18 protein-coding genes are annotated in these 17,209 nt (G+C 47.7%); 14 read left to right on the forward strand and 4 right to left on the reverse strand.

All coding sequences use genetic code 11. The features are described 5' to 3' along the window. Nucleotides 1–15 precede the first annotated feature (15 nt). Nucleotides 16–246 (reverse strand): hypothetical protein, encoded by a 231-nt coding sequence (locus BLR65_RS09355; RefSeq protein ID WP_093793927.1) that lies wholly within the window; start codon nt 244–246, stop codon nt 16–18. A 140-nt stretch (nt 247–386) separates the two neighbouring features. Here BLR65_RS09355 and yabP point away from each other — a divergent pair, with 140 nt between their 5' ends. The 6 genes from yabP (at nt 387) to spoIIE (ending at nt 5,527) form a co-directional block, all read left to right on the forward strand. Then, nucleotides 387–668, forward strand: a complete 282-nt coding sequence (gene yabP, locus BLR65_RS09360; RefSeq protein WP_093793928.1) for a sporulation protein YabP — start codon at nt 387–389, stop codon at nt 666–668. A 1-nt stretch (nt 669) separates the two neighbouring features. After that, nucleotides 670–1,398, forward strand: a complete 729-nt coding sequence (locus BLR65_RS09365) for a lytic transglycosylase domain-containing protein (protein WP_093793929.1) — start codon at nt 670–672, stop codon at nt 1,396–1,398. 67 nt (nt 1,399–1,465) lie between these two features. Beyond that, nucleotides 1,466–1,948, forward strand: coding sequence for a spore cortex biosynthesis protein YabQ (gene yabQ / locus BLR65_RS09370; RefSeq protein WP_169716716.1), 483 nt, complete (start codon nt 1,466–1,468; stop codon nt 1,946–1,948). Nucleotides 1,949–2,103: 155 nt separating this feature from the next. Further along, the gene (locus BLR65_RS09375; protein ID WP_245692649.1) at nt 2,104–2,331 is read left to right on the forward strand and encodes an FtsB family cell division protein; all 228 of its coding nucleotides are present in this window, start codon (nt 2,104–2,106) and stop codon (nt 2,329–2,331) included. Nucleotides 2,332–2,435: 104 nt separating this feature from the next. Continuing rightward, nucleotides 2,436–2,855, forward strand: a complete 420-nt coding sequence (locus tag BLR65_RS09380; RefSeq protein WP_093793932.1) for a S1 RNA-binding domain-containing protein — start codon at nt 2,436–2,438, stop codon at nt 2,853–2,855. A gap of 215 nt (nt 2,856–3,070) precedes the next feature. Continuing rightward, nucleotides 3,071–5,527, forward strand: a complete 2,457-nt coding sequence (gene spoIIE / locus BLR65_RS09385) for a stage II sporulation protein E (protein WP_093793933.1) — start codon at nt 3,071–3,073, stop codon at nt 5,525–5,527. A 95-nt stretch (nt 5,528–5,622) separates the two neighbouring features. On the opposite strand, the gene BLR65_RS09390 is transcribed toward spoIIE, so the two are convergent. Continuing rightward, on the reverse strand, nt 5,623–6,216 hold the full coding sequence (locus tag BLR65_RS09390) for a hypothetical protein (protein WP_093793934.1): 594 nt from the start codon (nt 6,214–6,216) through the stop codon (nt 5,623–5,625). 276 nt (nt 6,217–6,492) lie between these two features. Between BLR65_RS09390 and BLR65_RS09395 the strand changes: the two genes are divergently transcribed. The 8 genes from BLR65_RS09395 to BLR65_RS09430 all read left to right on the forward strand — a co-directional run bounded on the left by BLR65_RS09395 (nt 6,493) and on the right by BLR65_RS09430 (nt 15,106). Then, on the forward strand, nt 6,493–7,446 hold the full coding sequence (locus BLR65_RS09395; protein ID WP_245692652.1) for an acyl-CoA dehydratase activase-related protein: 954 nt from the start codon (nt 6,493–6,495) through the stop codon (nt 7,444–7,446). Beyond that, nucleotides 7,443–8,558 (forward strand): hypothetical protein, encoded by a 1,116-nt coding sequence (locus BLR65_RS09400; protein ID WP_093793935.1) that lies wholly within the window; start codon nt 7,443–7,445, stop codon nt 8,556–8,558. Before BLR65_RS09395 ends, BLR65_RS09400 begins: the two co-directional genes overlap by 4 nt. Before the next feature lie 131 nt (nt 8,559–8,689). Beyond that, nucleotides 8,690–9,451 carry a threonine/serine exporter family protein gene (locus BLR65_RS09405; RefSeq protein WP_093793936.1) on the forward strand — a complete coding sequence of 254 codons (762 nt, stop codon included), beginning with the start codon at nt 8,690–8,692 and terminating at the stop codon, nt 9,449–9,451. Nucleotides 9,452–9,464: 13 nt separating this feature from the next. Further along, nucleotides 9,465–9,920, forward strand: a complete 456-nt coding sequence (locus BLR65_RS09410; RefSeq protein WP_093793937.1) for a threonine/serine exporter family protein — start codon at nt 9,465–9,467, stop codon at nt 9,918–9,920. 2 nt (nt 9,921–9,922) lie between these two features. Further along, nucleotides 9,923–11,299 carry a tRNA lysidine(34) synthetase TilS gene (gene tilS / locus BLR65_RS09415; RefSeq protein ID WP_093793938.1) on the forward strand — a complete coding sequence of 459 codons (1,377 nt, stop codon included), beginning with the start codon at nt 9,923–9,925 and terminating at the stop codon, nt 11,297–11,299. A 26-nt stretch (nt 11,300–11,325) separates the two neighbouring features. Beyond that, on the forward strand, nt 11,326–11,865 hold the full coding sequence (gene hpt / locus BLR65_RS09420) for a hypoxanthine phosphoribosyltransferase (protein WP_093793960.1): 540 nt from the start codon (nt 11,326–11,328) through the stop codon (nt 11,863–11,865). A gap of 110 nt (nt 11,866–11,975) precedes the next feature. Next, complete coding sequence (ftsH, locus tag BLR65_RS09425; RefSeq protein WP_093793939.1) at nt 11,976–13,904, forward strand: ATP-dependent zinc metalloprotease FtsH; 1,929 nt, start codon at nt 11,976–11,978, stop codon at nt 13,902–13,904. Between the two features lie 137 nt (nt 13,905–14,041). After that, nucleotides 14,042–15,106, forward strand: coding sequence for a uroporphyrinogen decarboxylase/cobalamine-independent methonine synthase family protein (locus tag BLR65_RS09430; protein ID WP_093793940.1), 1,065 nt, complete (start codon nt 14,042–14,044; stop codon nt 15,104–15,106). On the opposite strand, the gene BLR65_RS09435 is transcribed toward BLR65_RS09430, so the two are convergent. Next, nucleotides 15,064–16,524: a sensor histidine kinase gene (locus tag BLR65_RS09435; RefSeq protein ID WP_093793941.1), complete on the reverse strand. Its 1,461-nt coding sequence runs from the start codon at nt 16,522–16,524 to the stop codon at nt 15,064–15,066. The genes BLR65_RS09430 and BLR65_RS09435 overlap by 43 nt on opposite strands. Next, a complete protein-coding gene (locus BLR65_RS09440) occupies nt 16,521–17,201 on the reverse strand; it encodes a response regulator transcription factor (protein WP_093793942.1) in 681 nt (226 codons plus the stop codon). The genes BLR65_RS09435 and BLR65_RS09440 overlap by 4 nt, the downstream gene beginning before the upstream one ends. Between the last annotated feature and the right edge of the window lie 8 nt (nt 17,202–17,209).

Below are 17,209 nucleotides of genomic sequence, written 5' to 3' on the forward strand. Positions count from 1 at the left end.
ATTGAAAGCAAATAACTATTTAAAAATAACGGTAAATAGCCACAGGGTCAGTGCGGCGGCGGCATAGAAGGCCGCCGTTTTGCGTGCGAAATTCGCTTCACGGTAGCGGACGTTTTGTTGATATAAAACCAGGCTAAGCCCCCAGGCAACCACCGCTGTCACAAAAAAAACAATGAGCAGCCACAGGGTAGTCTTGTGAACGATTTGGTAGGCAAGTTTTTGCCAATAATAGGCTAGAATATCCAATGCTAAAGCCTCCCGTAAATTCGGTTTTTCGTTTACTCCGGACTTTTTTCTAACAGTGACAGGATCATCTCGTTGTACTATTATCTGCTTTCCTGGCATATACATAACTTGAAATAGCATTAACTGGGAGGGGAAATTTTATGCCGATAGATAATAAAACTCCTAAATGGCGGCATCAGTTGACGCTTGTTGAACGGGAAGAACTTAATGTCGACGGCGTTGTCAGCCTGGGAAGCTATGACGAAAAGGAAATTGTCATGGAGACCGAACAAGGCATATTAACGATCAGAGGCGAAGGCCTTAATATTAAACAACTGAATCTAGAGGAAGGAAATATTATTATCGAAGGTACGGTAAAAGGGCTAAACTATGAAGAAGAACTGCGCCAGAAAAAAGGTCTGCTGGATCGGTTTTTGAAGTAGCGTGCGCAGCCGGGCGTTGTCACTATGGCTGTTCCTGCTGTTGTTATTGGTCGTACAAGGGATGGTTTACAGCCTGGCAATCAGCCTTGCTGAGTATAGTCGGCGTGCCGTATATGATCATTTCACGGCAAAAACAGCTTCTTTGCGGGAAGTGAAGGGGTTACCCTATGCTGACCTTATGAATAGGGCCGGCAAAACCTACGGAGTAAGTCCTGAACTTGTTGCTGCGATTATAAAGGCCGAAAGCGCCTTTGATCCCCGGGCTCTTTCCAAGGCCGGTGCTTATGGTATCATGCAGGTTATGCCTGACACCTGGCGGCTTGTCAATCGTCAAGCGCTGGTGTGTACCGGCCGCCACGACGGGGAGTGCGGCAGTGACTGTTTTTATAATCCCGAGTTAAATATCGCAGTTGGTACTTGCTATCTTGGTGAACTTATGAAGCGGTACAAAAATCATGCCGAGTTAGCGGTGGCGGCCTATAATGCCGGACCGGGAGCTGTTGATAAATATGGAGGAATTCCGCCTTATGCCGAAACCAAAGAATATGTAGGCAGAGTGATAAATTATTGGTATCGGATAAGCGGACAATTACCACCAGGCTTGTTGTCAAATGAGATTTGGCTGAAGATAACTGTGGTTTTGAGTTGGAGCATGATGACCACTGCTGCTGCGGTCATCGTGGCAGGTAGGTGCTTATTTAAACGCTTCCATTCTTTCTATTGGCGGTAAGCTGCTGTTTTGCGCTCAGGACAGATACAATATAAGGCAAGTGAGCAGGCTGGAAGGAGGGGAGCAGGTGGATTTTGGGACTCAGGTTAAAACATTTTTCATTATTGCAGCCACAGGGGTTTTCCTGGGGATGCTGTTTGATCTATATAGAGTGCTGCAGCGGTATTTTCGGCCGCCCTGGCTAGTGACATCAGTAGCTGATCTTATTTATTGCCTGCTGGCAGCGGCAATTGCATTTGCCGCCCTGCTTATCAGCAATTGGGGTGAACTTAGATTTTATGTGGTAATCGCCTTATTTTCCGGTATATTTTTTTATTTCAGGCTGGTTAGCCGGCCGGTGCTGAAAATGATCGTCGTTTTGCTAAAAACGACAGTCAGGGTTTGGCGGATGATTAAAAAAGTATTTGGGTTTGCGATTGTTAAGCCGGTCATTTGCCTTATCAAAACAGTCTCATGGCCGGCCAGATACCTGACTATAAAATCCAAAAAATGGTATAAAAAATGGCAATCGCCGCCGCTGCCGCCCAATGAGACGCCACCGCAGAAATAAATGTTGAGGAATTTTTTATATAATTTCCCAGCATAAAGAGGAATTGACGTATAAAGAGCGAATAAAATAATAATCAATGTATTGTGGTGATGCTTATGAGCGAAAGGCAGAAGACAATCAGAAAGTTTAGCTGGTTTCGACTGTGTCTTTTAGTTATGGCAGGATATTTTTGCTATGCTATTATTGGACAACAGACTGAGTTGGCCAGAATTCACCAGGAAACGGAAATGGTGAATTCCCGGATGGCTGAGGCGGTTGAATTGAATAAAAGTCTGGTCGCTGAAAAAGAAAAGCTAAATACAGCTACTTATATCGAAAAGGTGGCCCGCGAGCAGCTTGGGTTAGTGAAACCGGGAGAAGTGCCTTATATTCCGTCACGGTAAGTAAGTCATTTCTTGACACATTTTCACTGGCAAGGGTATAATATGGATTGCGGGTTCCTAAAAATAAAAAGTACGAAAGATTTTAAGGAGGAAATTTGATTAGTATGTCCATTGAAGTTGGCAGTGTTGTAGAAGGAGTTGTGACCGGCATTACTAACTTTGGCGCTTTTGTCGAGTTGCCGGGTGGAAAGGTAGGTTTAATTCACATCTCCGAAGTTGCTGACGTATACGTCCGCGATGTTAAGGATTTTTTAAAGGAACAGGACAAAGTGAAAGTTAAAGTCTTATCTGTAGATGATCGCGGCAAAATTGGCCTTTCCATTAAGCAGCTGCAACCTCCGGCACCAAGAAAACAGCATGCCAACGATTTCCGCCGTTCTAATAAAGTCAACAGCCTGACATTTGAGGATAAGTTGAGTAAATTTCTAAAAGACAGTGATGAACGGTTGTCTGATCTGAAACGAAATACTGAGTCTAAGCGTGGTAGTGGGGGCCGTGGCGGCGTAGCGCGCCGGGCCGAGTAAATAGTTTTCTCTCGACAAAAAAACGGAATAATTTAATGTGAAGTAGATTAAGAACCGCCTGGTGAGGAATAGCCAGGTGGTTTTTTGCCGCTTGCATTGAATTTATGTCGGATTTTTTTGTGTGTAAGGGTACTTAAACAGACAGATATTTTATTGGAAACTTCTGTAAAATTTAAGCACAGGTGTAAGACACATTTTTACAGGGGTGAAGAACCATGCCGAAAGTATCTGTTATTACACTGCCTGAGGAAGTCCTGCAGGCACCACCTGCCAAACCGCCAGTGGCTACCGTGGAGGAAGACAAGCCCGGGTTTCCGTGGCAAGTGTTTTTTGACTGGGTGGGTGTCGGCGGCAAGTCATTGTTTCATCAACAAAACTTACCGCTCAATGTCCTGGCGTTTTTCATGGGCCGGGTTTCTCTGCTGGGAGAGATGGCCCCATTTGGTTTAGCACTCTTTGCCGCAGTTGCCAGTCTGGCCAGAGAGCGAACGGCCGTTGTCGGTATATGGGCACTGGCCGGCGTGCTTAGTGCCGGCTTTTATCAGGAGGGAGTTATCTATCTATTATCGATGCTTTTGTATTGGCGGTTTTCGGACAGGCTGACACGGTATGAGACAAAGACGCAGACCATTCCGCTATTTTTATTTGCCTGTATATTGGTAAGCGGCACCGCGTTATTGCCCTGGCGGGACTCAACACTATACAGTATGATGCTGGTGGCGATTGAAGCAACCTTATGTATGACACTAATCTTTATTTTTCGTTATGGCGCGCCATTGTTCCTTGTCCGAGACAAGGATGAACAGACCGGGGCCGAAAATTTATTGTGTGGCACTATTATGCTGGCCACGGCGGTTGCCGGCTTTGGAAATTTGACATTGTTTGATTATAGCTTGCGCAATATTGCCGGCTCGCTGGTTGCTATGACACTGGCTTTTAGCGGTGGTTCAGGAGTTGGCACAACAGTAGGGGTTATTATTGGGCTGGTAATCGGGTTAAATGATGGCGATGCCGCAGCGGCCATTGCTATGTATGCATTGGCTGGCATGATCGGCGGTTTATTTCGTGAGATGGGAAAACCTGCCGTATTGTTGGGGTTCATTCTTGGCAGTGCCATCGCCGTGCTGTATTTGGGACAACCAAGTCAGTTATTGCTGGCTTTGGTCGAGGCGTCAGTTGCCGGGGCAGCTTTTATGCTGGTGCCTGTTGGTAAAATCGGCCGGTGGCGCGAAATGAGTTTGGAAGCAGATAGTTCTGTGGCTGCGCAGCGGGCAATTCATGCTGCTGTTGATAAACTGGAAAATATGTCTGAAATTTTTGGCGATTTAGCCGGTACTTTCGGTACTGGCAGCACAGAAGAAAGTACAGCGTATGATACGAAGATCAAGGAGGCCCAACTGGCAGAGATGCTTTCACGTGTGGGTGAAAAAGTCTGTGGTCCTTGCACACAGCGGGATGGATGCTGGGATCGTAACTTTTATCAAACTTATCAGGCGATGCTTGACATGTTGGCGATGGCCGAAGGTGGAAATCTGAAAGACGCTACAATGCCCGCTATGATGAAAGACTCGTGTATTCATCGGCAGGCGCTTTTCGACCAGATTAAGCAGGTGGCGGACAGTAATAGAACGAACCGCTATTGGCATAAGAAATTGGGCGAATGCCGGCAAGTAGCTTTGGAACAAATGCAAGCTACGGGAACAATTATCGGCAATTTGGCCCAGGAGTTAAGAAAAGGTCCACAGACTGATGCCGAGGTCGCTGAAATGCTGACAGAACGGGCGGCTGCATTAGGTTGCCCGCTGGCGGGAATTCGGGTAACCAGCGAGCGGAGTAAGGTTATGGTGGAAGCGCAAAAAACTGTCTGCAACGGGACGCGGGAATGTGTTAATACAATTTTGCCGATAACGGCCAACTTATTGCAGGAAAAAATGACGTTGCATGCCACTTGTGGCAATAAAATCAGACACAAAAATTGTAGGCTGACCATGGAATTGGATGAACGGTATCAGATCGAAACAGGTATGGCTACCGCCGCTAAAAATACGGGCGATGCATGTGGTGATACGTGTGTGGTTCAGCCGCTTGCCCGGGGGCGAACCGCCCTTATTTTAAGTGACGGCATGGGCAGTGGTAAAAATGCGGCCAACAGCAGCCGTCAGGCAGTTAAATTTTTACAAAAGCTGTTGACTGCGGGGTTTGAGGTGGATACCGCTATTAAGACCGTTAATTCTATGTTGCTGATAAAAATACCGGGCGATACATTTGCTACTATCGATATGGCGGTCGTTGACACCTTTACCGGTGAAACCGAGTTTTTAAAAATTGGGTCAGCGCCAAGCTATATCAAACGGGTGCGGGAAGTAACAATCATCAACCCGGCTTCGCCGCCGATAGGGATACTTGAGCACATTGAAATTGAGCCTGTCAGGCGTGTGCTGGCACCAGGTGATATCGTAGTAATGGTAAGCGATGGCGTCACCGATGTTGTGCATGGAGCGGATAGGGAAAACTGGATTGCTAATCTTCTTCGCCGCATAGGCAGTGACCGGCCGCAGGATATTGCCGACAGACTGTTGCGGCAGGCAATTGAATTGTCTGGCGGTGTAACCAAAGATGATATGGCCGTGCTGGTCGCCAGGGTGACTGAACGACCTGACCTTGTTCAATAATGACGCAAAAAAACTCCCGGCTAATAATCCGGGAGTTTTTTTGGAGGCACATGGAATTTTATGAAATATGAGTAGCCGTGTTTTTTAACTGAAGTTTACACATTGTTTTCGGGTTTCTCTAGTCCTGCTTGCGGTATGCGTTTATAAGGCAGCTTTACTAAAAGTTCCTCGGTAAGTTCTTTTAAAATTACAGACATGGCGGTATCAACGCTTTCCGGTTCTGTTTCCCATTTTTTTACTTTCAGTACGTCATATTTTTTAGTTAAAGCGGAATAGGCGTAGCAGGTGAGCGCTACATCAGACTCAACATAAGTGTCGTCAAGACGGAATGAGGAAAATCTAGTTTGTTTGGCCCTTGACAATTCAACAACGACTACAATGTCGGCCGATAATTTGTTGGCGATGGCAGTCAGACTTTTTTCGTTGGTCAAATGCAAGGATTTGTTTTCTGCCAAGTAGGCTTTGGCGGCATTTTGTACTGCGTCTTGTGGCATCAAAGAATAGTAGGGATATTTAAATGGTTTTTTTATTGTGCTCTGGATGATTTGCATACTAGCAGGATCATTAAAGCCAGCCGTGTTAACCGGCGGTAAAACAGCTACGTTAAAAGGTTCAATGGCAAAAACAGGCAGTGCGGCGGAAAAACACAAAAGCGCAAAGAGCAAGACAATCTTTTTGCATAAAGTCAAGGAAATTCACCTCATTGTTTGCAGTTCTTACAATCATTATACATTTTTTTATTTGATATTACAGGAATAAGTTTCCAATTTAGCCTAAGTTTATGCGACAGGACCAGAACTCCCCCGCAGGGTGCATACGTATAATTAAAAAATGTTGCGCCATAATAGGAATTGCGGGCACCCTTTCAATATGGGCAGTATTTTTGTTTAGGATACTAACAGTTTGTTGTAAGTAAAGGAGTTGGGCAACTTGAAAATAGCGTTGCATAAACCTACAGGTATGTTATGGGCGACTTTAGAAGTGACAGCAAAGATGTGGGCGTTGTGAGAGTGCGTGTGGGAATACCGCAGGGGTTACTGCATTTTCAGTATGGCGCGGTCATGGAGCGTTTTTTGGCTGAACTGGGGGCAGAGGTAGTGCTGTCGGGTGAGACATCACGCCATACCCTTGACTGTGGCAGTGTCCTTGACGAGGTATGCTTGCCGGCGAAGGTTTTTTTCGGGCATGCCTGCCATTTGCGCAACCAGGTCGATTATTTATTTTTGCCGCGGGTTGTCAGCATCAGACCGGGACAATATACTTGTCCGAAAATTATTGGCATGCCGGATTTGCTAAGAAATAATGTGGGGAATTTACCGGCAATCATTGATATTAATATTGATATGCGGCAAAAAAGCAGGCAGATATATCAGGCGGTGATTGCGGTTGGCCGGTTTTTCGGCCGCGGCGTGGCCGCCAGTTTGTATGCTTGGTTTAAGGCTTGGCAATACCGGGCGCAAGTGCGGCGTGGGCCGTTGGCATGGGCATATGACGGCCGTCCGCAACTGGCGCTTATTGGTCATCCGTATATTGTTTATGACCGTCAAATTAGTTTTGATACGCTGGGAAAACTAAATAAATTGGGAATGCAGGTGATTACACCCGAAATGGTCGATGCCGGCGAGATTAATCGGGCTGCGGCCAGGCTTGAAAAACAGCTGTATTGGTCTAACAGCCATACGATAGCCGGAGCGGCGATGGCGCTAATGACTGGCGACCGCCCGCTGAGCGGCATTATTTTCATGACCTGTTTTGCCTGCGGGCCGGACGCACTGGTCGGTGAACTCATCAAGCAGCAAGCGGGAAAACGAAATATTCCCTGTATGCAGCTATCACTGGATGAGCATACGGCAGAGGCTGGCTTAGTCACCCGCCTGGAGGCTTTTGCCGACATGCTGAAGCGGAGGCAGGCGCTATGATTGTTACTTTTCCCCATATGGGGACCATGAGTATTGTTTTGCAGGCTTTATTTGAAAATCTGGAATGTCAGGTTTTGGTTCCCCCGCCGATTACGAAACGGACTATGGAACTGGGCACAAGGTTTTCACCGGAGACAGTATGCCTGCCATTCAAACTGACACTAGGCAATTTTATTGAAGCACTGGAGCAAGGTGCCGATACTCTGGTAACTTGCGGCGGGGTTGGCCCCTGCCGCCTGGGTTATTATGGAACCATTCAGCAAGAATTACTTGAACAATTAGGTTATCAGTTCAGGATGATCATGGTAGAGCCTGATCTAGTGAAAATCTATAGACAGCTAAACTATTTTGCGCCACATAAAAACTGGTATGAAGTATATAAGGCCTTTCGGTTGGCCGGCTGCAAAATGAATCTTTTGGATGAGCTTGGGCGAGAGATGAACCGTCTTAGGGCTTATGAGGCTAAAGCCGGTTCTTTGGATTCGCTGTGGGATGAGGCCAGGCGGGAGATCATTCTAGCCAACAACTGTCAGACAGTTAACAATTTGCGGGAACGATTGTTGCAAAGGGTTAAGGCGGTTAGGCTGGTGCAGAGAAGCACCGTGCTGCGCATTGCCATTGTTGGAGAAATCTATGTCATGCTGGAGCCCTTCGTTAATCAGAACCTGGAACGCCGTCTCGGCAGCATGGGAGCTGAGGTGTTCAGGACGATGTCTTTAACCGATTATGTCAAAGGCCAATTGCTTCGGCGGCAAAGTTATCTGGATTTATATAAAAAGCTGTCAGTTATGGCTAATCCCTATCTTGGGCATCCTGTCGGCGGTCATGCCCTTAAGAGCATTGCCTATACCGTTTTTCAAAAACAGCAAGGGTATGACGGCATTATCCAGGTATATCCTTTTACGTGCATGCCTGAGGTTATTGCTAAGAATATTTTGCCTAAAGTCAGCCAGGACGTTGATATGCCGGTACTTACACTTGCTTATGACGAGCAGACAGGTGAGGCGGGGATGATGACTAGGCTGGAAGCATTTATTGATTTATTGAAATATCGCAAGGCTAAGCTGGACAAAGTCAGCCACGTTGGCAACGCTATTGGGCAACAACAGTAAGCTGCAGGGCGGGAACGCCCTGTTCCTTTTTTTCTGCTTGCCAGCAGCAAGGCATAATTAGTAATTCAGGCAGGAACTTTTGCTCTGAGACGCGAATGGAAAACTAAAACGCCTAGCAAACGGGGGGCAGTATGCGAATCCTGTTAGAACAAATAATGGATATTGCCGTTTTGGCTGGTGAGATTATGCTTACGAACGGGGCGGAAACCAGCCGGGTAGAAGAAACAATGTTTCATATTGCCAGGGCTCTCGGCGCAGTTAAGGCCGAAAGTTTTGTAATTCCGACGGGTGTGTTTCTGACAGTGACTGATTGTGAAGGACGGACAAGTACGGTGATGCGGCGGATACATGACCGTACTATAAATCTTGACCGTATTGCCAAGGTAAATGAGTTGTCACGGCGTTTAACCGACCGCCGTATGGATTATGACGCGGCTTATGCTCACCTGGAACGAATTGCCCGGGAGCGCACCGGCTTTTCCCTGGTGCCGTCGATGCTGGCGTCCGGTGTAGTAGGCGGCACGGCCGCATTGCTTTTAAACGCCGGCCTGCCGGAAAGTGCGGCAGCTTTTGGTACGGCACTGGTTGTCCGGTATATTGCCCATGTCGTTTCCCGACTGCATGGGGTTCGCTTTACTTTTGAATTTTTCGGGGGTGTGACGGCTGCCTTGGTAGGGACGCAAATACAGCACTTTTGGCCGCAAGTAAGTTCGGATATTGTTGTTGTGGGGGGTGTCATGCCACTTGTGCCGGGTGTTGCCATAACCAACGCCATCCGGGATGTTATCGCCGGAGACCTTCTGAGCGGATTGTCACGCGGTTTGGAGGCGGCCCTTACATCGGTGGCTATTTCAATGGGAGTCATGATCATTTTGGCTGTCAGTAGGTGTTAAACGGGGTGAAACTATGCTGCTGATCAAACTTGCTGCTGTATTTATCATGAGCAATGCCATTGGCATCCTCTACCGCATTCCCCGGAATTTAATTGTGTATGCCAGTATCACCGGAATGACAGGCTGGTTTGTTACCTATTTGGTTATCAGCAGCGGCATCAGTACGATCATGGCTAATTTTTTGGGTAGCATGGTGGTAGGGGTATTGTCCGAAGTGCTGGCCAGAGTGTTAAGAAAACCTGCCACAATTTTCATTATACCCGGCTTTATACCCTTAGTGCCGGGAAGGGAAGCATATACGGCCATGCTGTTTATGGTTAAGGGGCAATATACCAATGGCGTGGCGATGGGGATGTTGACACTGCTGACTGGCGGGGCGATCGCCTTCGGTATTTTTGTAAGTTCTACATTGTTTAGAATATTGCGCGCTGCCAAAGATGAGCAAGCAGAAAGTGAAGGCCAAAGATAGCCATGTTTGACAAGATAAAAGAATGGATTAACAATTATACTATGGTAGGGCCGGATAGCCGGATTTTGGCCGCCTGTTCAGGTGGGCCGGATTCCCTGGCGCTGGTTCATATTTTACATCGACTAAAAGTGGAAATTGGCTTTGGTTTGGCTGTGGCCCACGTAAATCACATGTTTCGTCCGGAGGCGGCCAAAGAAGCCGAGTTTGTTGCCGCTTTTTCGCACCAGTTGGGCCTCAAGTGTTTGGTTACGGCTATTGATGTGCCGGCATATAGCAAGACCAGCAAAACCTCCCCGGAGGAGGCAGGCAGGTTTCTCCGGTACCGGTATTTGCGCCAGGTGGCCGCGGAATGGGGCGGTGCGCAAATTGCAACCGGCCATCACAAAGACGACCAGGTTGAGACAGTGCTTTTGAATTTCTTGCGGGGGGCGGGCAGCGCAGGCTTAAGGGGAATGCAGCCGGTTAATGGCGACATTATCCGCCCGCTGCTGGCTGTCAGCCGCTTCGAAATTGAGGCCTATTGCCGGGAACAGGGGCTGCAGCCATGTTATGACAGTTCAAATTTTACGCCGGATTACCGGCGGAACCGGATTCGTTTGGAGCTTTTGCCTGCTTTGGAAAAAAACTATAACCCGTCCGTCCGGGAGGCAATTTGGCGGTTGGCTTCGCTGGCAGGGGACGAATATAGATATATTTCCCGCGAAGCCGCGAAACGATGGGACGCTGTGGTAGTGGAAGGCGAAACGCTGACCATAGACAGTCAGGCGCTGACTACTCTGCCGAAGGCGCTGCAGCGGGAGTTAATTCGGCAAGTAATTGAGAAAAAAAAGGGAAGCCTGACAGGAATAAGCTTTGATCATGTGGAAAAATTACTTACTATGGGACTAGCTGGTAAAGTGGGTTCGCGCCTTACTTTGCCAGGAAGATTACTGGCCAGAAAAACATATACGGGAGTTGAACTTCTGAACCAGGCGCTTGCCCGGGAGATGCCAACTATTGGCGGTAAACCGGCACCCGCCGCTATAGTTGTGCCCGGCACAACAAATTACGGCAGTACCCGCATAGTGGCCGAAATCATTGCCGGACCACCGTTAAAGCAGGGAAAACAAACGGCAGTATTTGATTTTGAACAATTGGTGTTGCCGCTGACAGTAAGAACAAGACTTCCCGGTGACCGCTTTCGGCCTTTAGGCCTAAGCGGCAGCAAAAAGCTGAAAGAGTTTTTTATTGACAGTAAAGTGCCTGAGGCACAGCGGGATTTTGTTCCAATTGTCGCCGATCAGCAGGGAATACTTTGGGTTGCCGGTTATCGCCAGAGTGAACATGGACGGATTACAGAATCTACGAAAAAATTTTTGCGGCTTTCGATTACTAAATAGGGGGTATTTTGAATATGAGTAATAATATGATGGCAGATGTGGAGAAAATACTATTTAGTGAGGAGCAACTGACTAGCCGGATTAAAGAACTGGGTGAGGCGATTACTCGTGACTATGCCGGCAAGGAAATATTAATGATCGGTGTTCTGCGTGGTGCGGTAATTTTTATGGCTGATTTGGCCCGGGCGATCAAACTGCCGGTCGCTATCGACTTTATGGCTGTATCCAGTTATGGTTCTTCCACTTCGTCAAGCGGCGTTGTCCGTATTTTGAAAGATCTGGATGAGGATGTGGAGAACAAGCATGTAATTATTGTGGAGGACATTATTGATTCCGGGCTGACATTAAACTATCTTATGGATAATTTATGGTCCCGCAAACCTGCCAGCATAAAGATTTGTACTCTCCTCAATAAGCCTGACCGCCGTAAAGTTGAAGTGCCTATAGCTTATAACGGTTTTACCATTCCTGATTATTTTGTTGTAGGGTATGGTTTGGATTTTGCGGAAAAATACCGTAATTTCCCGTTTATCGGGGTCCTTAAGCCAGAAGCCTATGAAGGATAAATGTTTTTCCTTAATTGTCAATTTTTATTTAGTATGCTATAATTATGCGATATGAATAGTAACATGTATCTAACGTCGTTTTTGTGGTCCAGCGAGAGGAGGGCTACTTGTTGAACAAGTTTTTCCGGAATGTCAGTTTTTACCTGTTGATTATCATCATAGCCATTTCGATAATCGACTATTACTCATCACGGACAACACCTAAGCAGGAAATCAGTTACACTCAGTTCCTGAAACAAGTGGAAGAGCAAAAGGTCGAGCGGGTGACGATTGTTGAAAATACCATCCGCGGCAAACTTAAGGATGGCCAGGAGTTTGCCACTATTACACCTGATGATCCCACGTTAATCGGTCAGCTCAGGGAAAAGGGTGTTGACATTAAAGCGGAACAACCGCCGCAGCCACCGTGGTGGACGACAATTTTTTCGTCAATTTTGCCAATGCTCTTGTTGATTGGCGTATGGTTTTTTATTATGCAGCAAACGCAAGGTGGCGGCAATCGGGTTATGTCTTTTGGCAAATCCCGGGCGAAACTGCATGGTGAGGATAAAACCAAGGTTACATTTAGTGATGTGGCCGGAGCTGATGAAGCCAAGCAGGAATTAGAAGAGGTCGTTGAGTTTTTAAAACATCCTAAAAAATTTAATGACCTGGGAGCGCGTATTCCCAAAGGAGTACTTTTATTTGGGCCGCCCGGCACAGGTAAAACACTGCTGGCCCGTGCGGTAGCCGGTGAAGCTGGTGTACCCTTCTTTAGCATTAGCGGATCTGATTTTGTTGAAATGTTTGTTGGTGTTGGTGCTTCGCGGGTGCGCGATCTATTTGAGCAGGCTAAGAAAAATGCTCCTTGTATCGTGTTTATTGATGAAATTGATGCTGTCGGCCGCCAGCGTGGCGCAGGTCTTGGCGGTGGGCATGACGAACGTGAGCAGACACTCAATCAATTGCTTGTTGAAATGGATGGGTTTGGCGTCAATGAGGGGATTATCATTATTGCCGCTACCAACAGACCCGATATTCTTGACCCGGCGCTGCTGCGTCCCGGTCGCTTTGACCGGCAGATTGTCGTTGACCGGCCGGATGTTAAAGGACGTTTGGAAATACTCAAGGTACATACCAAAGGCAAACCGCTTGCCAAGGAAGTTGATCTTGATGTGCTGGCTCGGCGTACTCCCGGCTTTACCGGTGCAGATTTGAGCAATCTGGTTAATGAATCAGCGCTATTAGCTGCCAGGCGCAATAAGCGGCGTATTGAAATGCCGGAAATGGAAGAAGCCGTTGAGCGGGTAGTCGCCGGACCTGAACGCAAATCCAAAGTCATCAGTGAAAAAGAGAAAAAACTTACTGCTTACCATGAGGCGGGCCATGCGTTGATTGGCATGCTGCTAACCCATACCGACCCTGTACATAAGGTATCCATTATTCCCCGCGGCCGGGCAGGCGGTTATACGCTGATGCTGCCTAAAGAGGATCGTTATTATGCCACCAGAACGGAACTTCTGGAGCAGATAAAAACCTTTCTGGGCGGCCGGGTTGCGGAAGCCGTCGTGCTTGGCGAAATCAGTACAGGGGCGCAAAATGATCTGGAACGGGCTACCGATCTGGTGCGTAAGATGATTACGGAATACGGCATGAGCGAAGTATTGGGGCCAATTACCTTTGGGCGCCGCCAGGAACAGGTTTTCCTGGGACGCGATATTTCCCGTGACCGCAACTACAGCGAAGAAGTGGCTTACTCAATTGACAAGGAAGTACGTCGCCTTATTGAGGATGCTTATGCGAAAACGGAAGAACTCCTCCGAGCCAATATCGATAAACTGCACCTTGTTGCCAACGCGCTCTTAGAACGCGAAACACTCGAAGGCGCAGAATTGGCTCAATTATTAAATCAAGGCAAAATAACCGAAAAAGACAGTGATGATAATCCGCCGCCGTCTGACGATGCTGATATACCGCCGCTTTCTGCCCAGCCGGGACCTGACTCCGGCAGTGGCCCGAAGATTGTCTATAGTTTCGGCTTGGCTGAATCACGTTATTAATGTACCAAACAGCAGGGAATCTTCCCTGCTGTTTTTATTAAGTGCAACCATCAACTAGCGCTTTTGACAAAAACTTGGCGTTAGCCGGGTTTTCTAACAAGCTGTTAAATAGAAAATAAGGAACAGGAGGTAAAAATATGGATTGGATTAAACCAGGGCGGGCTACAGGCCTTGGAAGTTTGCCCTATCAGGATGAATTAACGGCAATCAAGCTTATTGCCAAGGCGATGCCGCATTGGCCTCACTGGCCGCAACTGCCTGCTAAAATGCCCGAACAGGGTTTTGTCGTGCAGTATGTTCAGCCGCTTATCAAGATGGGATTATTGGCTGTCCAATCATTAAAAGAGCCGGTGTTTTGCCGCGGAGAAACGGATTGGGATGCAAAGACCGCCGATTTTTATGAAAAGTATCTTGCCTTTAGTAACGATGAACCTGGTGCCGGGCAGCCTTTTGCGTTGACAGGGGAAGCGTTTGCCGGTATGGAGACCTTTATGGAACATTTTAGCCGGTTTTTTCCCCAGGCAGAAGGTGTGAAAGGACATGTCAGCGGTCCGCTTACCGTAGGCTTGCAGATTAAAGATGAGTGGGGAAAAGCCTGTTTTTATGATGAAGCACTCAGGGACATATTGGTACACTGTTTAACTGTTGAGGCGGTGCTTGAGGCAAAACGGTTAAAAACTCTCGGGTTACCGGTATTAATTTTCATTGATGATCCGGGACTGTTTCTCATTGGTGCATCAACCCATATTACCCTGACCAGACAAGATGCTTCAACTGCTCTGGCGGCTATTATCAAAGCCTTGCAAGGGCTGGGCGTAAAAGTGGGAGTGCATGCCTGTGCGGGGATTGACTGGTCAATTTTATTCGATTTACCTCTGGATCTAATTAGTTTTGATGCTTATCACTATTTTACCGGTATGGCCCTGCAGGCGGACGGGTTGGCAGGCTTTTTGCGCCGGGGCGGTAAAATGGCCTGGGGTCTTATTCCAACCTCCGAGGAAGCCTGGCAGGAAACAGCAGACACTATTTTTGCAAAGTTTCAGGAACAATGTGACGAATTGACTCGCCGAGGAATCGATAGTGCGCTTTTGCGGAAAAATATGCTTTGGACGCCTAGCTGCGGAACCGGTGCATTGCCTGTGGCATTAGCAGAACATATTTATGATTTAGTAGAGAAAGTTGTGGAAAACGGGGTTCCCTGACAGTTAGTTGCTTCCGTAGGCAACGTAAAAGTAAAAGTTGTAACTTCTCCCGGTATACTCTCTACCTGAATGGAGCCGCCCATTGCGGCCACTAATTTTTGCGTAATTGCTAGTCCTAAGCCGGTGCCGCCATCATTGCGGGAACGGGATTTATCGACCCGGTAAAAGCGTTTCCAGATATGATTCAGATGTTCTGGCGGAATGCCACTGCCGACATTGCTTACGCTTATTATTACCTGGTGCTGCCTCGCTTTCGCAGCTAAGGTGATTACTGATCCGGGAGTGGCATGGCGGATGGCGTTTGTCAGTAAATTGTCCAATACTTGGCCCAAACGGTCGGGATCAGCAAGCGGAGGGGGGAGTTCATCGGCAATGTCGGTTGCGATTGTCAGTGATTTTGCTTCTAGAAACGGGAGGAGCTTGTCCGTGTGAGCGATAAAAACTTTAGCTAGCAGTATGGGACGGCGGATGATGGTAAGCTCGCCTGCTCCTAATTTTGATAGGTTGACTAAATCATCAACAAGCCGGCCAATGCGTTTCGATTCACCAACAATGTTTGCCAGATAGCGCGCACGTTGTTCTGTTGTTTTTGTTAAACCATCCAACAGGGCTTCTGCTAAAGCTTGAATAGAGGCTACCGGTGTTTTCAGTTCATGGGAGACGTCAGATAAGAACTCGCGGCCACTTTGTTCTATTTGAGCCAGTTCTGCCGCCATGTTGTTTAACGTGCGCCCGAGTCGGCCAATTTCATTTTCCTGGGTGGCGGTGGTGCGGCTGCGATAGTCGCCACTGGCAAACGCGGCTGCCGCACGGCTTATGTCGGCAAGTGGTCTGGTAAAGCTGCGGGCCATAAAAAATCCAACTAAGGCGGCAGCCAATGCACTAACGGCCAGCGCATACAGCAATAGTTCTTCAAGAGCTATTGCGGTGCGGTTTGCACCCGTTGCCGGCGAAGCAAGAAACAGGGCAATCGGTATTCCCGACTCTTGGGGGGGAAGAGGAAAGGCAACGACGATGTTGGGATCGCGCTCGCGGGGTCTAAACACTTTTTGTATACCTGTTCCGTCCTGCCAGTCAAGCGTATCCCATATGCGTGTCCAATATTCGGCATATTTGCTTTTCCAGTTGGCGGGCGGCTGACCGGCAATGATTTGGCCGTTTTTGTCCATGATCCAGATGTCGCCGCCGGCCATATCGCCCATGGCATCCAACATTCTGTTTGAAGGTTTTCTGCCTTGCTCCAGCACATGATTTACCATGGTGACAGCTGAAGTTCCTTTGGCTAAAAGGTCGCTGCGCTTATTTTCAATAACATGGTTATACACCAGATAGGACATGAGAGCGCCTAACGTGAGCATGCTGATGAGGATCATAATTAAATGGGACAAAAGGAGTTTGCCAAAAATTGATTTGATCATCTGGCAGAGACCTCGAATTTATAACCTATGCCCCAGATAGTATGAATATAGGTATATTCCGGATTATCGATCTTCTGTCGCAGTCGTTTGACGGTGGCATCCACCGTTCGGTCGGCCCCGTCAAAGTCATACCCCCAGACATTGGTCAAAAGTTGATCGCGCGAAAATGCCAGTTTGGCATGCCGGGCCATAAATACCAGCAATTCATATTCCTTGGGGGATAATTGAGCATTTTGCCCGTGAGTATAAACTGCCTGAGCAGCTTGGTCAATACTAAGCTCAGGAAATTCCAAACGCAGGCTGCTGTCAATAAGTACGCCGGAACGGCGCAGGACGGCTTTTACCCGGGCCATTACCTCGCGGGGACTGAACGGTTTGGTAATATAATCATCCGCGCCCAGGGAAAAGCCTAGCAATTTGTCGGACTCCGCGCTTTTGGCGGTTAAAAAAATGACTGGCACTGGGCGTTCAACCGTGGAGCAGATATCCCAGCCTGAGCATTTAGGGAGCATCACATCCAGAATAAGTAAGTCCGGCCGCTGTTCTTCTTCAATGGCCAAAGCTTCCTGGCCATTACTGGCAGTGTAGACCGTAAATCCCTCTTGCTCTAAGTATAATTGCAAAACCTCTGTTATATTCGGCTCATCATCAGCCACTAATATTTTAATCTGTTGCATAAGTCACC

Source organism: Sporomusa acidovorans (genome assembly GCF_900101845.1).
In the GTDB taxonomy this organism is placed as follows: Bacteria; Bacillota; Negativicutes; order Sporomusales; family Sporomusaceae; genus Sporomusa; species Sporomusa acidovorans.